The 12,951-nt window shown below is 74.1% G+C and carries 11 protein-coding genes; 5 read left to right on the top strand and 6 right to left on the bottom strand.

Translation table 11 applies throughout. The annotated features are described in order from the left end of the window. Positions 1–15: 15 nt before the first annotated feature. Together ACFVU3_RS15490 and ACFVU3_RS15485 are read right to left on the bottom strand one after the other, a co-directional pair. On the bottom strand, positions 16–2,169 hold the full coding sequence (locus ACFVU3_RS15490) for a YhgE/Pip family protein (RefSeq protein ID WP_390066406.1): 2,154 nt from the start codon (positions 2,167–2,169) through the stop codon (positions 16–18). After that, positions 2,141–3,091 carry an ATP-binding cassette domain-containing protein gene (locus ACFVU3_RS15485; protein WP_390066515.1) on the bottom strand — a complete coding sequence of 317 codons (951 nt, stop codon included), beginning with the start codon at positions 3,089–3,091 and terminating at the stop codon, positions 2,141–2,143. Before ACFVU3_RS15485 ends, ACFVU3_RS15490 begins: the two co-directional genes overlap by 29 nt. Before the next feature lie 257 nt (positions 3,092–3,348). Between ACFVU3_RS15485 and ACFVU3_RS15480 the strand changes: the two genes are divergently transcribed. From ACFVU3_RS15480 to ACFVU3_RS15470, 3 genes are all read left to right on the top strand, one after another. After that, positions 3,349–3,822: an SAV_6107 family HEPN domain-containing protein gene (locus ACFVU3_RS15480; protein WP_390066405.1), complete on the top strand. Its 474-nt coding sequence runs from the start codon at positions 3,349–3,351 to the stop codon at positions 3,820–3,822. Between the two features lie 66 nt (positions 3,823–3,888). Beyond that, on the top strand, positions 3,889–4,677 hold the full coding sequence (locus ACFVU3_RS15475) for a class I SAM-dependent methyltransferase (protein WP_390066404.1): 789 nt from the start codon (positions 3,889–3,891) through the stop codon (positions 4,675–4,677). A gap of 274 nt (positions 4,678–4,951) precedes the next feature. Then, the gene (locus ACFVU3_RS15470) at positions 4,952–5,362 is read left to right on the top strand and encodes a DUF3040 domain-containing protein (RefSeq protein WP_390066403.1); all 411 of its coding nucleotides are present in this window, start codon (positions 4,952–4,954) and stop codon (positions 5,360–5,362) included. Positions 5,363–5,576: 214 nt separating this feature from the next. On the opposite strand, the gene ACFVU3_RS15465 is transcribed toward ACFVU3_RS15470, so the two are convergent. The 4 genes from ACFVU3_RS15465 to ACFVU3_RS15450 all read right to left on the bottom strand — a co-directional run bounded on the left by ACFVU3_RS15465 (position 5,577) and on the right by ACFVU3_RS15450 (position 11,076). Next, complete coding sequence (locus ACFVU3_RS15465) at positions 5,577–7,943, bottom strand: transglutaminaseTgpA domain-containing protein (protein WP_390066402.1); 2,367 nt, start codon at positions 7,941–7,943, stop codon at positions 5,577–5,579. Beyond that, positions 7,940–9,319 carry a DUF58 domain-containing protein gene (locus ACFVU3_RS15460; RefSeq protein WP_390066401.1) on the bottom strand — a complete coding sequence of 460 codons (1,380 nt, stop codon included), beginning with the start codon at positions 9,317–9,319 and terminating at the stop codon, positions 7,940–7,942. The genes ACFVU3_RS15465 and ACFVU3_RS15460 overlap by 4 nt, the downstream gene beginning before the upstream one ends. Then, a complete protein-coding gene (locus tag ACFVU3_RS15455; RefSeq protein WP_390066400.1) occupies positions 9,319–10,335 on the bottom strand; it encodes an AAA family ATPase in 1,017 nt (338 codons plus the stop codon). The genes ACFVU3_RS15460 and ACFVU3_RS15455 overlap by 1 nt, the downstream gene beginning before the upstream one ends. Positions 10,336–10,482: 147 nt before the next feature. Next, positions 10,483–11,076 carry a beta-class carbonic anhydrase gene (locus ACFVU3_RS15450; RefSeq protein WP_390066399.1) on the bottom strand — a complete coding sequence of 198 codons (594 nt, stop codon included), beginning with the start codon at positions 11,074–11,076 and terminating at the stop codon, positions 10,483–10,485. Between the two features lie 397 nt (positions 11,077–11,473). Here ACFVU3_RS15450 and rsmH point away from each other — a divergent pair, with 397 nt between their 5' ends. Both rsmH and ACFVU3_RS15440 read left to right on the top strand, forming a co-directional pair. Next, on the top strand, positions 11,474–12,430 hold the full coding sequence (rsmH, locus tag ACFVU3_RS15445; protein WP_390066398.1) for a 16S rRNA (cytosine(1402)-N(4))-methyltransferase RsmH: 957 nt from the start codon (positions 11,474–11,476) through the stop codon (positions 12,428–12,430). Next, on the top strand, positions 12,427–12,951 hold the full coding sequence (locus ACFVU3_RS15440; protein WP_390066397.1) for a septum formation initiator family protein: 525 nt from the start codon (positions 12,427–12,429) through the stop codon (positions 12,949–12,951). The genes rsmH and ACFVU3_RS15440 overlap by 4 nt, the downstream gene beginning before the upstream one ends.

The raw sequence follows: 12,951 nt of genomic DNA, 5'->3' as shown, positions 1-12,951 counted from the left end.
CAGAGCCGGTACGGGTCACAAGGACAGTTCGGGGTGGAGCCGGTCCAGCGTCCACACCTGCTTGCGCCGTGCGGTGACCGCCGTCAGGGCGAGCGCGCCCAGGGTGAAGGCGGTGAGGACGGCGACGGCCTCCCAGACCGGACCGAGACCGCCGCCGGTGATGAGCCGGCGCAGCGCCTCGACCACATGGGTCATCGGCAGGAAGGGGTGGACGGCGTTGAAGAAGCCCGGGCTGGTCTGCACCGGGTAGGTGCCGCCCGCCGAGGTGAGCTGGACCATGAGCAGCGCGAGGACCAGGATCCGGCCGGCCGCGCCGAAGCGGGCGTTCAGCCACTGGATGATCGCGGCGAAGCAGCAGGTCACCAGGGCGAGGAAGCCGACCGTGCCGGCCGCCCTGGCCATCTCCAGGCCGAGCCCCCAGTGCAGGACGGAGAGGAGCGCGCCGACCTGGAGGACGCCGATCGCCGCCACCGGCAGCCAGCCGGCCAGCGCGATCCGCCAGGCGGAGGCGCCCGCGGCGAGGGCCCGCCGGTTCATCGGCTGGATGATCATGTAGGCGACCATCGCGCCGACCCAGAGGGAGAGCGGGATGAAGTACGGGGCGAAGCCCGTGCCGTAGTTCGGCGCCTTGTGGAGCGACTGGGCGGCCAGCTGGACCGGGTCGGCCATGACCTCCGTGCGCCGGTCGCGCTCGTCCTTGTCGTAGTCCGGGATCATGTCGACGCCGTCCTTGAGGCCGGTGGCGAGCGAGCCGGAGCCGTCGGCCAGCTTGAACAGGCCGCCGTCGAGGTCGCCGGCGCCCTTCTTCAGCTTGCCGACGCCGCTGTCCAGGCTGACCGAGCCCGCGCGGGCGCCGGTGATGCCGGTGTGCAGCTGCTCGGCGCCGTCGGCGACCTTCTTCGCGCCCTTGTTGAGCTCGTTGATCTTCCGGATGGCGCCCTTGACGTCCTCGTCCAGGTGCGGGGCCCGGGCGGCCAGCTCGTCGGCCTCCTTCTTCAGCTTCTTCAGCCGGGTGTCGAGCGTCTTCAGGTCGCCCTTGCTGTCCTTGGTCAGCGTGTGCACGTCGTCCGCGACGGTGGCCACGTCGCCCGCGGTGGTCGACGCCTCCTTCAGGGCCGCGCACACCTCCTTGGAGTCGGGGAGGGTGACGCCCTCGGGGAGGGTGACGCCCTCCGGCAGCTCGACCGGCGGGGCCGAGGGGGTGGCGGCGGGCTTCTCGCAGGACTCGCGGTGCAGCCGGCCGAGCGTGTCGTCCGCCTTGTGGGCGGCGGTGCGCAGCATCGGGGCGCGGCGGACCAGGTCCTCCAGGTCGTTGCGGGCGGCGGTGGCCGAGTCGGAGACCAGCTTCGCGGTGTCGCGGATCGACGTGCCGTTGTTCGCCAGGTAGGGGCGGACCTTGTCGGCGGTGCCGTTCACCTTGTCGGCGAGCGCCTGGGTGCCGTCGGCGACCTTGCGCGTACCGGTCTGGACGTCCTTGGAGCCCTTGTCCAGCTTCTTCAGGCCGGAGGCCAGGTCGCTGCTGCCGGTCTTGGCGTCGGTCAGGCCCTGGGAGAGGTCCTTGGACCCCTTCTTCGCCTTGTCCACGCCCTTCTTCAGGTCGGCCGCGCCCTTGGCGGCCTCGGCGGTCGCCTCGTGGATGTCGGAGAAGGAGATGAAGATCTTGTCGAGGAAGGTCCGGGAGGACTTCGTGGAGGCGGCGGTGCGCACCTCGGAGAAGACCGTCCGCGAGATCTGGCCGACGATGTAGTTGTTGGAGTCGTTCGTGCGGACCTTCAGGGCGCCGGTCTCGGGGGAGTCCCCGGAGCTGGACGCGATCCGCTCGCTGAAGTCGCCGGGCACGGTCAGGGACAGGTAGTAGGTGCCGTCCTCGACGCCCTTGCGCGCCTCGGCGTCGCCGACCTCGTGCCACTCGAAGGTGTTGCTGTCCAGCAGTCCCTCGGTGATGTCCTCGCCCGCGGTGATCCGCTTGCCGTCGGCGGTGGCGCCGCGGTCCTGGTTCACGAGGGCCACGGGCAGCTTGTCGAGCCTGCTGTACGGGTCCCAGAACGAGTACAGGTACAGGGCGCCGTACAGCAGCGGAAGCAGCAGCACCGCGACGAGCGCGGCGCGCGGCAGCTTCCCCCTGCCGAAGCGCCTCAGCTCAAGCGCGGCCAGTTTCGGCGAGCGCATCGTCCGCCCCCTCCTCGGTGATGTCGTCTTCGGCGTCTACGGCGTCTACGGCGTCTACGGCGTCTTCGGCGTCTTCCGCGGCGGCGTCGGGCTCGGCGCCGGCGGACTCGGCGGGCTCGGTGGAACGAGAGGGCTCGGCGGACCCGGTGGTCCCGCCGTCGCCGTCCGTGCCCGTCCTCGCGTCCGTGGCCTTCGCGTCCGTGCCCGTCTTCGCGTCCGTGGCCGTGTCCGTTTCCGTGTCCGGCTTCGTGGTGGTTTCGACCGTGGTGATCCGCAGGGCGCCGGCCGGTGCCTCGCTGCAGACGGCGAGGACGGTGGTGCCGGCGGCGGCCACCGAGCGCAGCAGCGCCCAGGCGGCGGCCCGGTCGGCGTCCGACAGCTTCAGGTCCGTGTCGTCCACGCCCAGCAGCCGGGGCCGGCCCATCAGGGCCAGCGCGATCGAGAGCCGCAGGGCCTCCAGGCGTTCCAGATCCCGTACGGAGGTCCGCTCGCCCTTCGGCAGGGCGGCGAGGTCCAGCCCGGCGGCCGCCAGGGCCTCGTCGATCCGGGCCCGGGCCTCGGCCGCCCGGGTGCCGGGGCGGCGGAGCAGCGCGCGGACCGAGCCGTCGAAACGGCGCTGGAGCAGGGCCCGCTCGCGCAGGTGCTCGGCGACCGTGAGCGACGGGTCGAGCTCGCTCACGCCGGGGACCTGGCCGAGCGCGGCGATCCGGCGCACGGCGGCCATCCGGCGCGGCAGCGGCAGGCCACCGACCTCGGCGCGGCCCTCTCCGGTCTTCATCCGTCCGGTGAGCGCGAGCAGCAGGCAGGTGCGGCCGGTCCCGGACGGACCTTCGAGCGCGACCAGGGATCCGGCCCCGGCCGTGAAGGACACGTCCCGGAAGGCCCAGCCGCGCGGGCCCTTGAGCCCCAGCCCCTCGACCACGAGCGCGGCGCCGTGCGCCGCCGCTTCCGGGCCGGTGCCGGTCTCCCCGCCGGCCCCCTCGGGTGACGGTCGTGTGGTCAGGTCCTCGGATCCCACGGATCCCCCCGCTTCCCCACTTTTGAACTGACTGGTCAGTGCAAAAGTTACCCGGCGGTCGCTTCGCTGGCAAAACCCCAGGTCAGAGCGATTGTCAGTGGGTACCTGCACGATGGACACAGACGGCGACAAGGCCGTCACCCGACGACAGGAGGCTCGTCATGGCCAGTCCTTTCGCAGCAGCCGACGTCCACCCCGTGTCCCGCCGGACCACCGCCCCGCCCGCCGCCCTCGACCTGCTCGCCAAGGCCCGGGCCGGTCTCGACGAGGCCGCGGCCCTCGACCGGCCCCACGAGAGGTACGCCACCGCGCACCTCGCCGCCCTGCGCGCCGCGGCCGCCGTCCTCGCCGCCCGCGCCCGCCCCGTGCCCCGCACCCGCCGGCGCCAGGCCATAAGGAGCGCCTGGGAGCTGCTGCCGCAGCTCGCGCCCGAGCTCACCGAATGGAGCGCCCTCTTCGCCTCCGGCGCCCCGCGCCGCGCCCTCGCCGAGGCCGGTGTCGCCGCCGCCGCGACCCCGCGCGAGGCCGACGACCTCGTCAGGGACGCCGCCCACTTCCTGCGCCTGGTCGAGCGGCTGCTCGTGCTCCAGCCGGTGCTGCCCCGACAGCCCCCGTCCGGCGAGGCCGCCGGTTGATCCGCGCGGCACCGCCGAGGCCATAGGGTGGGGTCGTCCGTACCCGTCACCGAGGAGCCAAGAGCCGTGCCGGACCCTTCCCCTGTCTTCGGCCGTGAGACGTCGTCGCGCCCGTCGCGCGCATCCCTGCGAACCGCCGTCGTCTGGGACGTCCTCAAAGACGCCCTCGACCGCCGGGTCGGGACCACCGGGAAGGCCACCCTGGACGTCCTCGACACCGGCGGCGGCTCCGGCAACTTCGCGGTGCCGGTGGCCCGCCTCGGCCACCGCGTCACCGTCGTCGACCCCAGCCCCAACGCGCTCTTCGCCCTGGAGCGCCGCGCCGCCGAGGCCGGTGTCGCCGACCTGGTGACCGGAGTCCAGGGCGACGTCCGCGGCCTCTTCGACGTGGTCGAGCGCGGCGCCTACGACGCCGTGCTCTGCCACGGCGTCCTGGAGTACGTGGACGACCCGGCCGAAGGCGTACGGAACACGGTGGCCGCGCTCCGCCCCGGCGGCGCGCTCAGCCTCCTCGGCGCCGGACTCGGCGGCGCGGTCCTCGCCCGCGCCCTCGCCGGACACTTCACCGAGGCCCGGACCGCGCTCGACGACCCCGACGGCCGCTGGGGCGCCGGCGACCCCGTGCCCCGGCGCTTCACCGCCGAGCAGCTCACCGGACTGGCCGAGGAGGCCGGTCTCTCCGTGAGCGCCGTGCACGGCGTGCGGATCTTCGCCGACCTCGTGCCCGGCGTCCTCGTCGACACCGAGCCCGGTGCCGCCGAGGCCCTGCTGAAGCTGGAGGCCGCCGCCGCCGAGCTGGCCGCCTTCCACGCCGTCGCCACCCAGCTCCACGTGCTCGCCGAGAAGCCCGCCTGATCCGGTGGAACTCCGGGGCCGCGTCACCCGTTCGGAGGTGCGGGCCCGGCTCTGCCACAGGCCGCCCCATATGCGGCTTCGCGCCGTATGATCGAGGGAAACCATCCGGCATGACGGACGGGCGGCTGGGGAATCAACGCCTCACCAACCGAACCGCGTGGCGGCCCGGATTGGCTGATCGGTAGTGAGGGCGGGTTTCACGGGGGCGATTCCCTGCCTATCCTGAAAGGGCCGCAAACCGGTCGCCCCCGCGACCGACGACTAGGAGGACTCCGTGCCGCTCTCGGAGCACGAGCAGCGAATGCTCGAGCAGATGGAGCGAGCGCTGTACGCCGAAGACCCCAAGTTCGCGACAGCGCTCGAGGGAAGCGGGCTGCGCACGTACACCCGGCGACGGGTCTACCAGGCAGTCGCCGGCTTCCTGGTGGGTATCGCGCTCCTCATGGCCGGAATGGTCGCACAGCAGATCTGGATCAGCGTGGTGGGATTCCTCGTCATGCTGGGCTGCGCGGTCCTGGCGGTCACCGGTTGGCGCAAGGCGCCGAAGCCGGGCGAGCAGCCGCAGCAGGCCAGGGGTGGAATGGCGGCCGGAGGCCGTCAGACCCGGGCGCGACGCTCCATGATGGACCGGATCGAAGCACGGTGGCAGCGCCGCCGTGACGAGCAGCAGGGCGGCGGCCACTGACGCCCCCCTGAGCGGAGACCCCGCACCCCCGTGACCCCGCGCGCCCCGCCGGCCCCGAGCCCAGGCGGGGCGCGCCTCTGTCTTCCCCACGACGGAGCGGCGCGGGCGCGGCACGCACGGGAGCGGCGCGGCGGAGCCGGCGCCGCGAGCGGGCCAGGGCCCACACGTCGGGCCGCCCCCGGCGGAACGTGGGTTCCGCCGGGGGCGGGGCCGGTCAGGAGGCGGGGCGGAGGCGGGCGGTGGCCTGGGCGGCGCGGGACTTCACGGCCGTCCAGCGCGCCGACGCGGCCCAGTGGAGCCGCACCGCCGAGCGCGGGGCGAACAGGGCCCGCAGGCGGACGCCGCGCGAGGCGCCCGCGTGGAACCCGGCCCGCACCCGTTCGGCCTCCCGCGCCAGCCCCGCCACCGGCCGCGGCGAGGGCGCGTAGAGGGTCTCCTCCACCGCACCCGCCACCCGGTGCACCGCTTCGGCGGCCGCGCCGCCCAGATCACCCGCCCGGACGATCCGCTCCGCCGTTCTCCGCGGCGTCTGCGCCTCGTCCGGCTCCACCCCGTAGTCCCAGGCGGTGTCGCCGATCTCCCGCCACACCGCCAGCGGGCCGGCCGACGGGGCGAGCCGGCGGGCCCGCACCCGGGTCCGCCACAGCAGCGGGACGAACGGGAGCGCCAGGACGAGCAGCGCCGCCAGCGACCATCCGGCCACCTTCAGCACGTCCGTGCCACCGCCGGAGGAGGAGTCCTCGGCGGCCGCCGGGTCCTGGCCGCACTCGCCCAGGCGGCGCATCTCCGGCGGGCAGCTCTCCGAGGCGCTCGGCGCCGCCGAGGGCTGCGCCGAGGCCGACTGCGAGGGCTGCGCGGGACCGGTCGGGCCTTCGGTGGGGGTGGCCTGCCGGGTGTAGGCCGGCGTGGAGCCCCGGGACGGCGTCGGCTCGAAACGGGTCCAGCCGGCGCCCTCGAAGTACAGCTCGGGCCAGGCGTGGGCGTCCCGGATGCCGACCGAGACCGAACCGTCGGACTGGTTGGTCCCGGGCATGAAGCCGACCGCGACCCGCGCCGGGATGCCCAGCGTGCGGGCCATCGCCGCCATGGAGAAGGAGAAGTGGATGCAGAACCCCTCCTTGTCCTTCAGGAAGCGGGAGATCGCCTCGGTGCCCGTCCCGGACGTCACGTCGACGTCGTAGCGGAAGCCGCCGTCGTCGGCGAACCAGTCCTGGAGCAGGACCGCCCGCTCGTAGTCGTTCCGCGCGTCCTTGGTGACCGCCAGCGCCGTCGACTTCACGTCGGCGGGGAGGCTGTCGGGCACCTTGGTGTACTCCTCGCGCAGCCGCTCCGGGGCGGGGCCCGCCCCGGCGAGCTGCTCGCCGGTGGGCTGCACGTCGAGGCTGGTCACCTGGTAGCGGACGCCCTTGGTGGTCTGCTTGTCGTCGCCGACGAGCATCCGGCCGGCCGGCTCGAACCGCCAGCGGCCCTCGACGTCCACCCGGGCGGCCGGGAACGGCATCGGCAGCCACTTCTGGTCGTACCCCTCCGAGGCGACGAAGTTGCTCGTCACCTCCGAGGTGCGGACGGACTGCGCGAGGCCGTCGGGCCACGGAAGCGACTTCGGCACCGCCTCGATCGGGCGGACCGAGGACTTCCACGAGGTGCCGTCGAACTGGTCGAGGGCGACCAGCCGCAGGTACAGCCCGCTGTTGTCCAGCGCGTTGGTCCGGTAGCGGAGGACCTCGAAGTCCTCCGGCTGGCGCAGGTTGTCCTGGAGGGAGACCAGCGGGTTGACGGCCGCGATGGTGCCGCCACCCCCGCCGCCCGCTCCCGCGCCCCCCGCGCCGCCGTTGCCCAGCAGTCCGCCGGAGAAGCCCGGCAGGGCGAGCGGCACCACCAGCGCGACGCCCATGGCGACGACGCCGATCCGGCGGCCGGTGCGGACCGGAGCGAAGGACGACCGGCCGGTGCCCACGGGCGCCCCGGACCGGCCGGAGCGCTGGGCGCCGCCGAAGATCCGGCCCCAGGCCGAGAGCCGGTCGCGGCCCTCGGCGAGGAGCAGCAGGAGATAGCCGGTGGCGGCGAGCAGGAACCAGAGCCGCCCGGCGCCGCCCCCGGAGAGCCCGGCGGCCACCGAGTACAGCGCGAGCAGCGGCAGACCGGCCGGGGCGGCACGGCGGAAGGTGACCGCCAGGACGTCCACGAGCAGCCCGATCGCCAGCACGCCGGCGACCAGCATCAGCTGGATGCCCTCGGTGTCCGGGGCGGGGATCGCGTAGGTGCCGACGTCCTGGGCGCCGAGGCGGAACAGTTCGGCCACCCGCTGGACCGCGAGCGGCCCGGGCAGGAGACCGAGGAACGCCTGCTCCCGCGCGAAGACCACGGTCAGCGCGACCACGCCGACCAGCACCTGGGCGCCGATCGTCAGCGGCCGGGCCAGCGGCACGCGCCGGCACAGCATGCCGGTGGCGCTCTGCAGGGCCAGCAGGAAGGCGGCGGTGAAGATCCAGGTGGCCGGCTTGACCAGCGGCAGCAGTGCTCCGGCGGCCATCAGGGAGGCCGCCCAGGCGGCCAGTGTCAGGCGGGTGCGCCCGCTCATGCCCATCCTCCGTAGCTGTCTGCGGCGGCGGTCTCCCGCAGCGCTCCGGCGGCCTGCTGCCAGAGATCGGCCATACGGGCCCCGGGCGGCACGGAGACGACCGTCCAGCCGGCCTCGCGCAGCCGGCGGACCCGGCTCTCGACGGCACCGGCCACGGCGCCGCCGGTGAGCCAGCTGCCGGAGTCCAGGACGAAGGCGACGGCCGCGCCGGCCCGCCCGCGCATCCGGCCGGCCAGGGCGGCCTGCTCCTCGTCGAGGTCGCCGAGGAAGGCGACGAGCAGTCCGTCGCTCCCGGCGCGCAGCACGTCGGAGGCGCGGGAGAGCCCGGCGCCGTCGGAGTGGTCCACGATCGCGAGGGTGTCCAGCATCAGTCCGGCCGTCTCCGTGGAGTCGCCGGTGGACGTGCCCGCGTAGCCGTCGGAGCCCTCGCCGGGGACCGAGGTGCCGGTGTCGGTGAGCAGCCGGACCGCGTAGCCGCGCTCCAGCATGTGAGTCAGGACGGAGGCGGCGCCCGAGACGGCCCACTCGAAGGCCGAGTCGGGGCCCGAACCCTGGTAGCCGGCCCGGCGGGTGTCGAGGAGGACCGTGCAGTGGGAGCGCTGGGGCTGCTCCTCGCGGCGGACCATCAGCTCGCCGTACCGGGCGGTGGAGCGCCAGTGGACCCGGCGCAGGTCGTCGCCGTGCCGGTACGCGCGGGGGATCACGTCGTCGTCGCCGGCGAGGGCCAGCGTGCGCTGCTGCCCGTCGCCGTACCCGGACGCCTCGCCGCCCAGCCGGACCGCCGGCAGCGCCGTGGTCTGCGGGACGACGGTCAGGGTGTCGTACGCGCTGAAGGAGCGGGTGAGCTCGCACATCCCGAAGGGGTCGCTCAGCCGGAGCTGGAGCGGGCCGAGCGGGAAGCGGCCGCGCAGGTCGGAGCGGACCCGGTAGGACACCTCGCGCCGGCCGCCGGCCTCGACCCGGTCCAGGACGAAGCGGGGGCGGGGGCCCAGCATGTACGGCACGTGGTCCTGGAGCATCAGCAGCCCGGTGGGGAGCTTGGAGACGTTCTCCATGCGGAGCTGGACCCGGGCCTCGGTGCCCGCCTCCACCCGCTGCGGGGTGAGCAGGCGGGAGGTGGCGACCCGGTAGCGGGTCCGGTGCAGGACGACGGCGCAGATCAGCGGCAGGCTGGCGAGCAGCAGGCCGACCCGGAGCAGGTCGGCCTGGCCGAGCACGTAGGCGCAGACGGCGGCGGCCGCCCCGGCGGCCAGGAAGGACCGGCCGCGGGTGGTGAGACCGCCGAGGGCGGCCCGCAGGCTGCCCCGGCCCTCCTCGGCCCGGGGGCCGTCGCGGTCGTCGGCCCGCTGCCCCTGGGGTGCGGCGGGGGTCGACATCACAGCTGCCGGCCGCCGGTCTGCCGGCCGTGGAGCGGGCCGGCGGGCGGGGCGGAGGACGGGACGGGGGTCCGCTGGAGGATGTCGAGGACGACCTGCTCGGCGTTCCGCCGGTTGAGCTGGGCCTGCGCGGTCGGCAGCAGCCGGTGCGCGAGCACGGGCACGGCCAGCGCCTGGAGGTCGTCCGGCAGCACGTACTCGCGGCCGGCGAGGGCGGCGGAGGCCCGGGCGGCCCGCAGCAGGTGGAGCGTGGCGCGCGGGGAGGCGCCGAGCCGCAGGTCGGGGTGGTTGCGGGTGGCGGCGACGACGTCGACCGCGTACCGCCGCACGGCGTCGGCGACGTGCACCGAGCGGACCGCCTCGATCAGCTTGAGGATGTCGTGGGCGTGGGCGACCGGCTGGAGGTCGTCCAGCGGGTTGACCGCCCCGTGCACGTCGAGCATCTGGAACTCGGCCTCGGCGCTCGGGTAGCCGATGGAGACCCGGGCCATGAACCGGTCGCGCTGGGCTTCGGGCAGCGGGTAGGTGCCCTCCATCTCGACCGGGTTCTGGGTGGCCACGACCATGAACGGGCTGGGCAGTTCGTAGGTCTGCCCGTCGATGGTGACCTGGCGCTCCTCCATGGACTCCAGGAGCGCGGACTGCGTCTTCGGCGAGGCGCGGTTGATCTCGTCGCCGATGACGATCTGGGCGAAGATCGCGCCCGGCTTGAACTCGAACTCCCGGCGCTGCTGGTCGAAGATCGACACGCCGGTGACGTCCGACGGCAGCAGGTCGGGGGTGAACTGGATGCGGCGCACCGAGCAGTCGATGGACTTCGCGAGCGTCTTGGCGAGCATGGTCTTGCCGACGCCGGGCACGTCCTCGATGAGGAGATGCCCCTCGGCGAGCAGCACCGTCAGCGCGAGACGTACGACCTCGGGCTTGCCCTCGATCACGCTCTCCACCGATCCGCGGACCCGCTCCGCGGTAGTGGTCAGATCTGTGAGGCTCGCTCGGTCGTCATAGGTCGTCACCCCGGCCCTCCTCGGCCTTGCAGGAACACGGACACCTGCCCCCGGGTCGGATGTACGGGGGGTGTCACCCGAGCATTCTTGTTGGGTTTGCCGGGCCCTGTCACTCGCCTGTGGACAACTGCGGGGGAAATGCCAGAGTTTGTCGTCTTACGCGGTGGCGGAAGATGTGCTCGTGGTGCTGCCGGAACCATTCCGCACAGGGTCGATCTCGCGGAGCAGACCCGTCGTGACGTCGAAGACGAAGCCCCGGACGTCGTCCGTGTGCGGCAGGAACGGCGAGGTCCGGACCCGCTGCATCGACTGCCGGACGTCCTGGTCCACGTCCCGGAACGCCTCGACCGCCCAGGCCGGCCGCTGCCCCACCTCGTCCTCCAGCTCGTGCCGGAAGTCCTCGGTGAGCGACTCCAGGCCGCAGCCGGTGTGGTGCACCAGCATCACGGCGCGGGTGCCGAGCGCCCGCTGGCTGATGGTGAGCGAGCGGATCACGTCGTCGGTGACGACCCCGCCGGCGTTGCGGATGGTGTGGCAGTCGCCGAGTTCGAGCCCCAGCGCGGCGTGCAGGTCGAGCCGGGCGTCCATGCAGGCCACGACGGCCACGCGGAGCACCGGCCGGGCGTCCATGCCCGGGTCGGCGAAGTCGGCGGCGTAGCGCGCGTTCGCCTCGACGAGCCGCTCGGTGACCGAGGCGCCGGCGCCCGGCGCGCCGGGGGAGCCGGGGGAGGGGTGTGCGGAGGTCGTCATGGCTCCGACGGTAGTGGGCACCGCCCCGGCGGGCCCGCTGTGAGAAGAGGACAAAGAGCGCCAATGAACCCGCGTGTGAGCTAACCCACAGTGACCGCCGGATGCCGCCGATCGAGTGAAGCGTCCGGAATGTCCGCACGCGCGTCCGGAGCCGCGCGACGCGCCAGCCGGTTGATTGACCGGCCCCGTCCGTGGACTAGAGTGACGCGGAGTCCATGGAGACAATCGAGCGATTTGAAGCGGTTTCTCCCCCGTGTGCGCGGCGGTACCCACGGCTCGCCCCTCCCGCTCGCCGGTCGGCCGACGCGCCCCTCCGGCGCCCGACGACCGCGTCCGACCCCCAGAGCGGGCGGGAACCCGGCCCTCCGTACCCCCGTGTCCGTTCTGAGAGGGTGCGTTGAGCAACGACCGACACGTCCCGGTGATGCTCCAGCGGTGCCTGGACATGTTGGCCCCTGCCCTCCAGGAACCCGGTGCGGTCGTCGTCGACTGCACCCTGGGCCTCGGCGGACACAGCGAGGCCCTGCTCCGCGCCTTCCCCGAGGCCCGGCTCGTCGCCCTCGACCGCGACAAGGAGGCCCTGCGCCTCTCCGGCGAGCGGCTCGCCCCCTTCGGGGACCGCGCCACCCTCGTCCACGCGGTCTACGACGAACTGCCCGAGGTCCTCGACCGGCTCGGCATCGACAAGGCCGACGGCGTCCTCTTCGATCTGGGCGTCTCCTCCATGCAGCTGGACGAGGCCGACCGCGGCTTCGCCTACGCCCAGGACGCCCCGCTCGACATGCGCATGGACCAGACGACCGGCATGAGCGCCGCCGAGGTCCTCAACACCTACCCGGCCGGCGAACTCGTCCGCATCCTGCGCGCGTACGGCGAGGAGAAGCAGGCCAAGCGGATCGTCTCCGCCATCGTCCGCGAGCGCGACAAGGAGCCGTTCACCAACAGCGCCCGGCTCGTCGAACTCATCCGCGACGCCCTCCCGCAGGCCGCCAAGCGCACCGGCGGCAACCCCGCCAAGCGCACCTTCCAGGCCCTGCGCATCGAGGTCAACGGCGAGCTGAGCGTCCTGGAGCGGGCCATCCCCGCCGCGGTGAAGGCCCTCGCCGTCGGCGGCCGCGTCGCCGTCCTCTCGTACCACTCGCTGGAGGACCGGCTCGTCAAACAGGTCTTCGCGGCCGGCGCGGCCACCACCGCCCCGCCCGGCCTCCCGGTCGTCCCCGAGAAGTACCAGCCCCGCCTCAAGCTCCTCACCCGCGGCGCCGAACTCCCCACCGAGGAGGAGGTCGCCGAGAACCGCCGGGCCGCCCCCGCCCGGCTCCGGGGCGTCGAGCGCATCCGGGAGGACGTGCTGTGAGCGGGGCGAGGGGGCCGCTCAAAGGCCGGGCCGCGCGGCTCGGACGGATGATGCCGTCCGGACCCAGCTCGGCCGCCCGCACCCCCTTCGTCCTGCTCGTCGTGCTCCTCCTCGGCGGCGGCCTCATCACCCTGCTGCTGCTGAACTCCGCCCTCAACCAGGGCTCCTTCGAGCTGCGCGAGCTCAAGGACCGCACCACCGGGCTCACCGACGAGGAGCAGGCCCTCCAGCGCGACGTCGACGCCAACGCCGCCCCCGACGCCCTGGAGCGCCGCGCCCGCGAGCTCGGCATGGTCCCCGGCGGCAGCCCGGCCTTCCTCGGCCCCGACGGCAAGGTGCTCGGCGAGCCCACCGTCGCCGCCTCCCCGAAGCCCAGCCGCACGCCGTCCCGCGCCCCGAGCCGCACGGGCGAGCCCGGCCCCGCCCGTACGGGGCAGGCCACCGCCGCCCCCGGGGGCACCGCCCCGAAGCCCACCGCCACCGGAACCACCCAGACCGCTCCCACGACCTCCGGCAGGTGA

The sequence above is a fragment of the Streptomyces sp. NPDC058052 genome (genome assembly GCF_042885515.1).
GTDB lineage: Bacteria > Actinomycetota > Actinomycetes > Streptomycetales > Streptomycetaceae > Streptomyces.
This window is presented reverse-complemented; position numbering and strand designations above follow the sequence as displayed.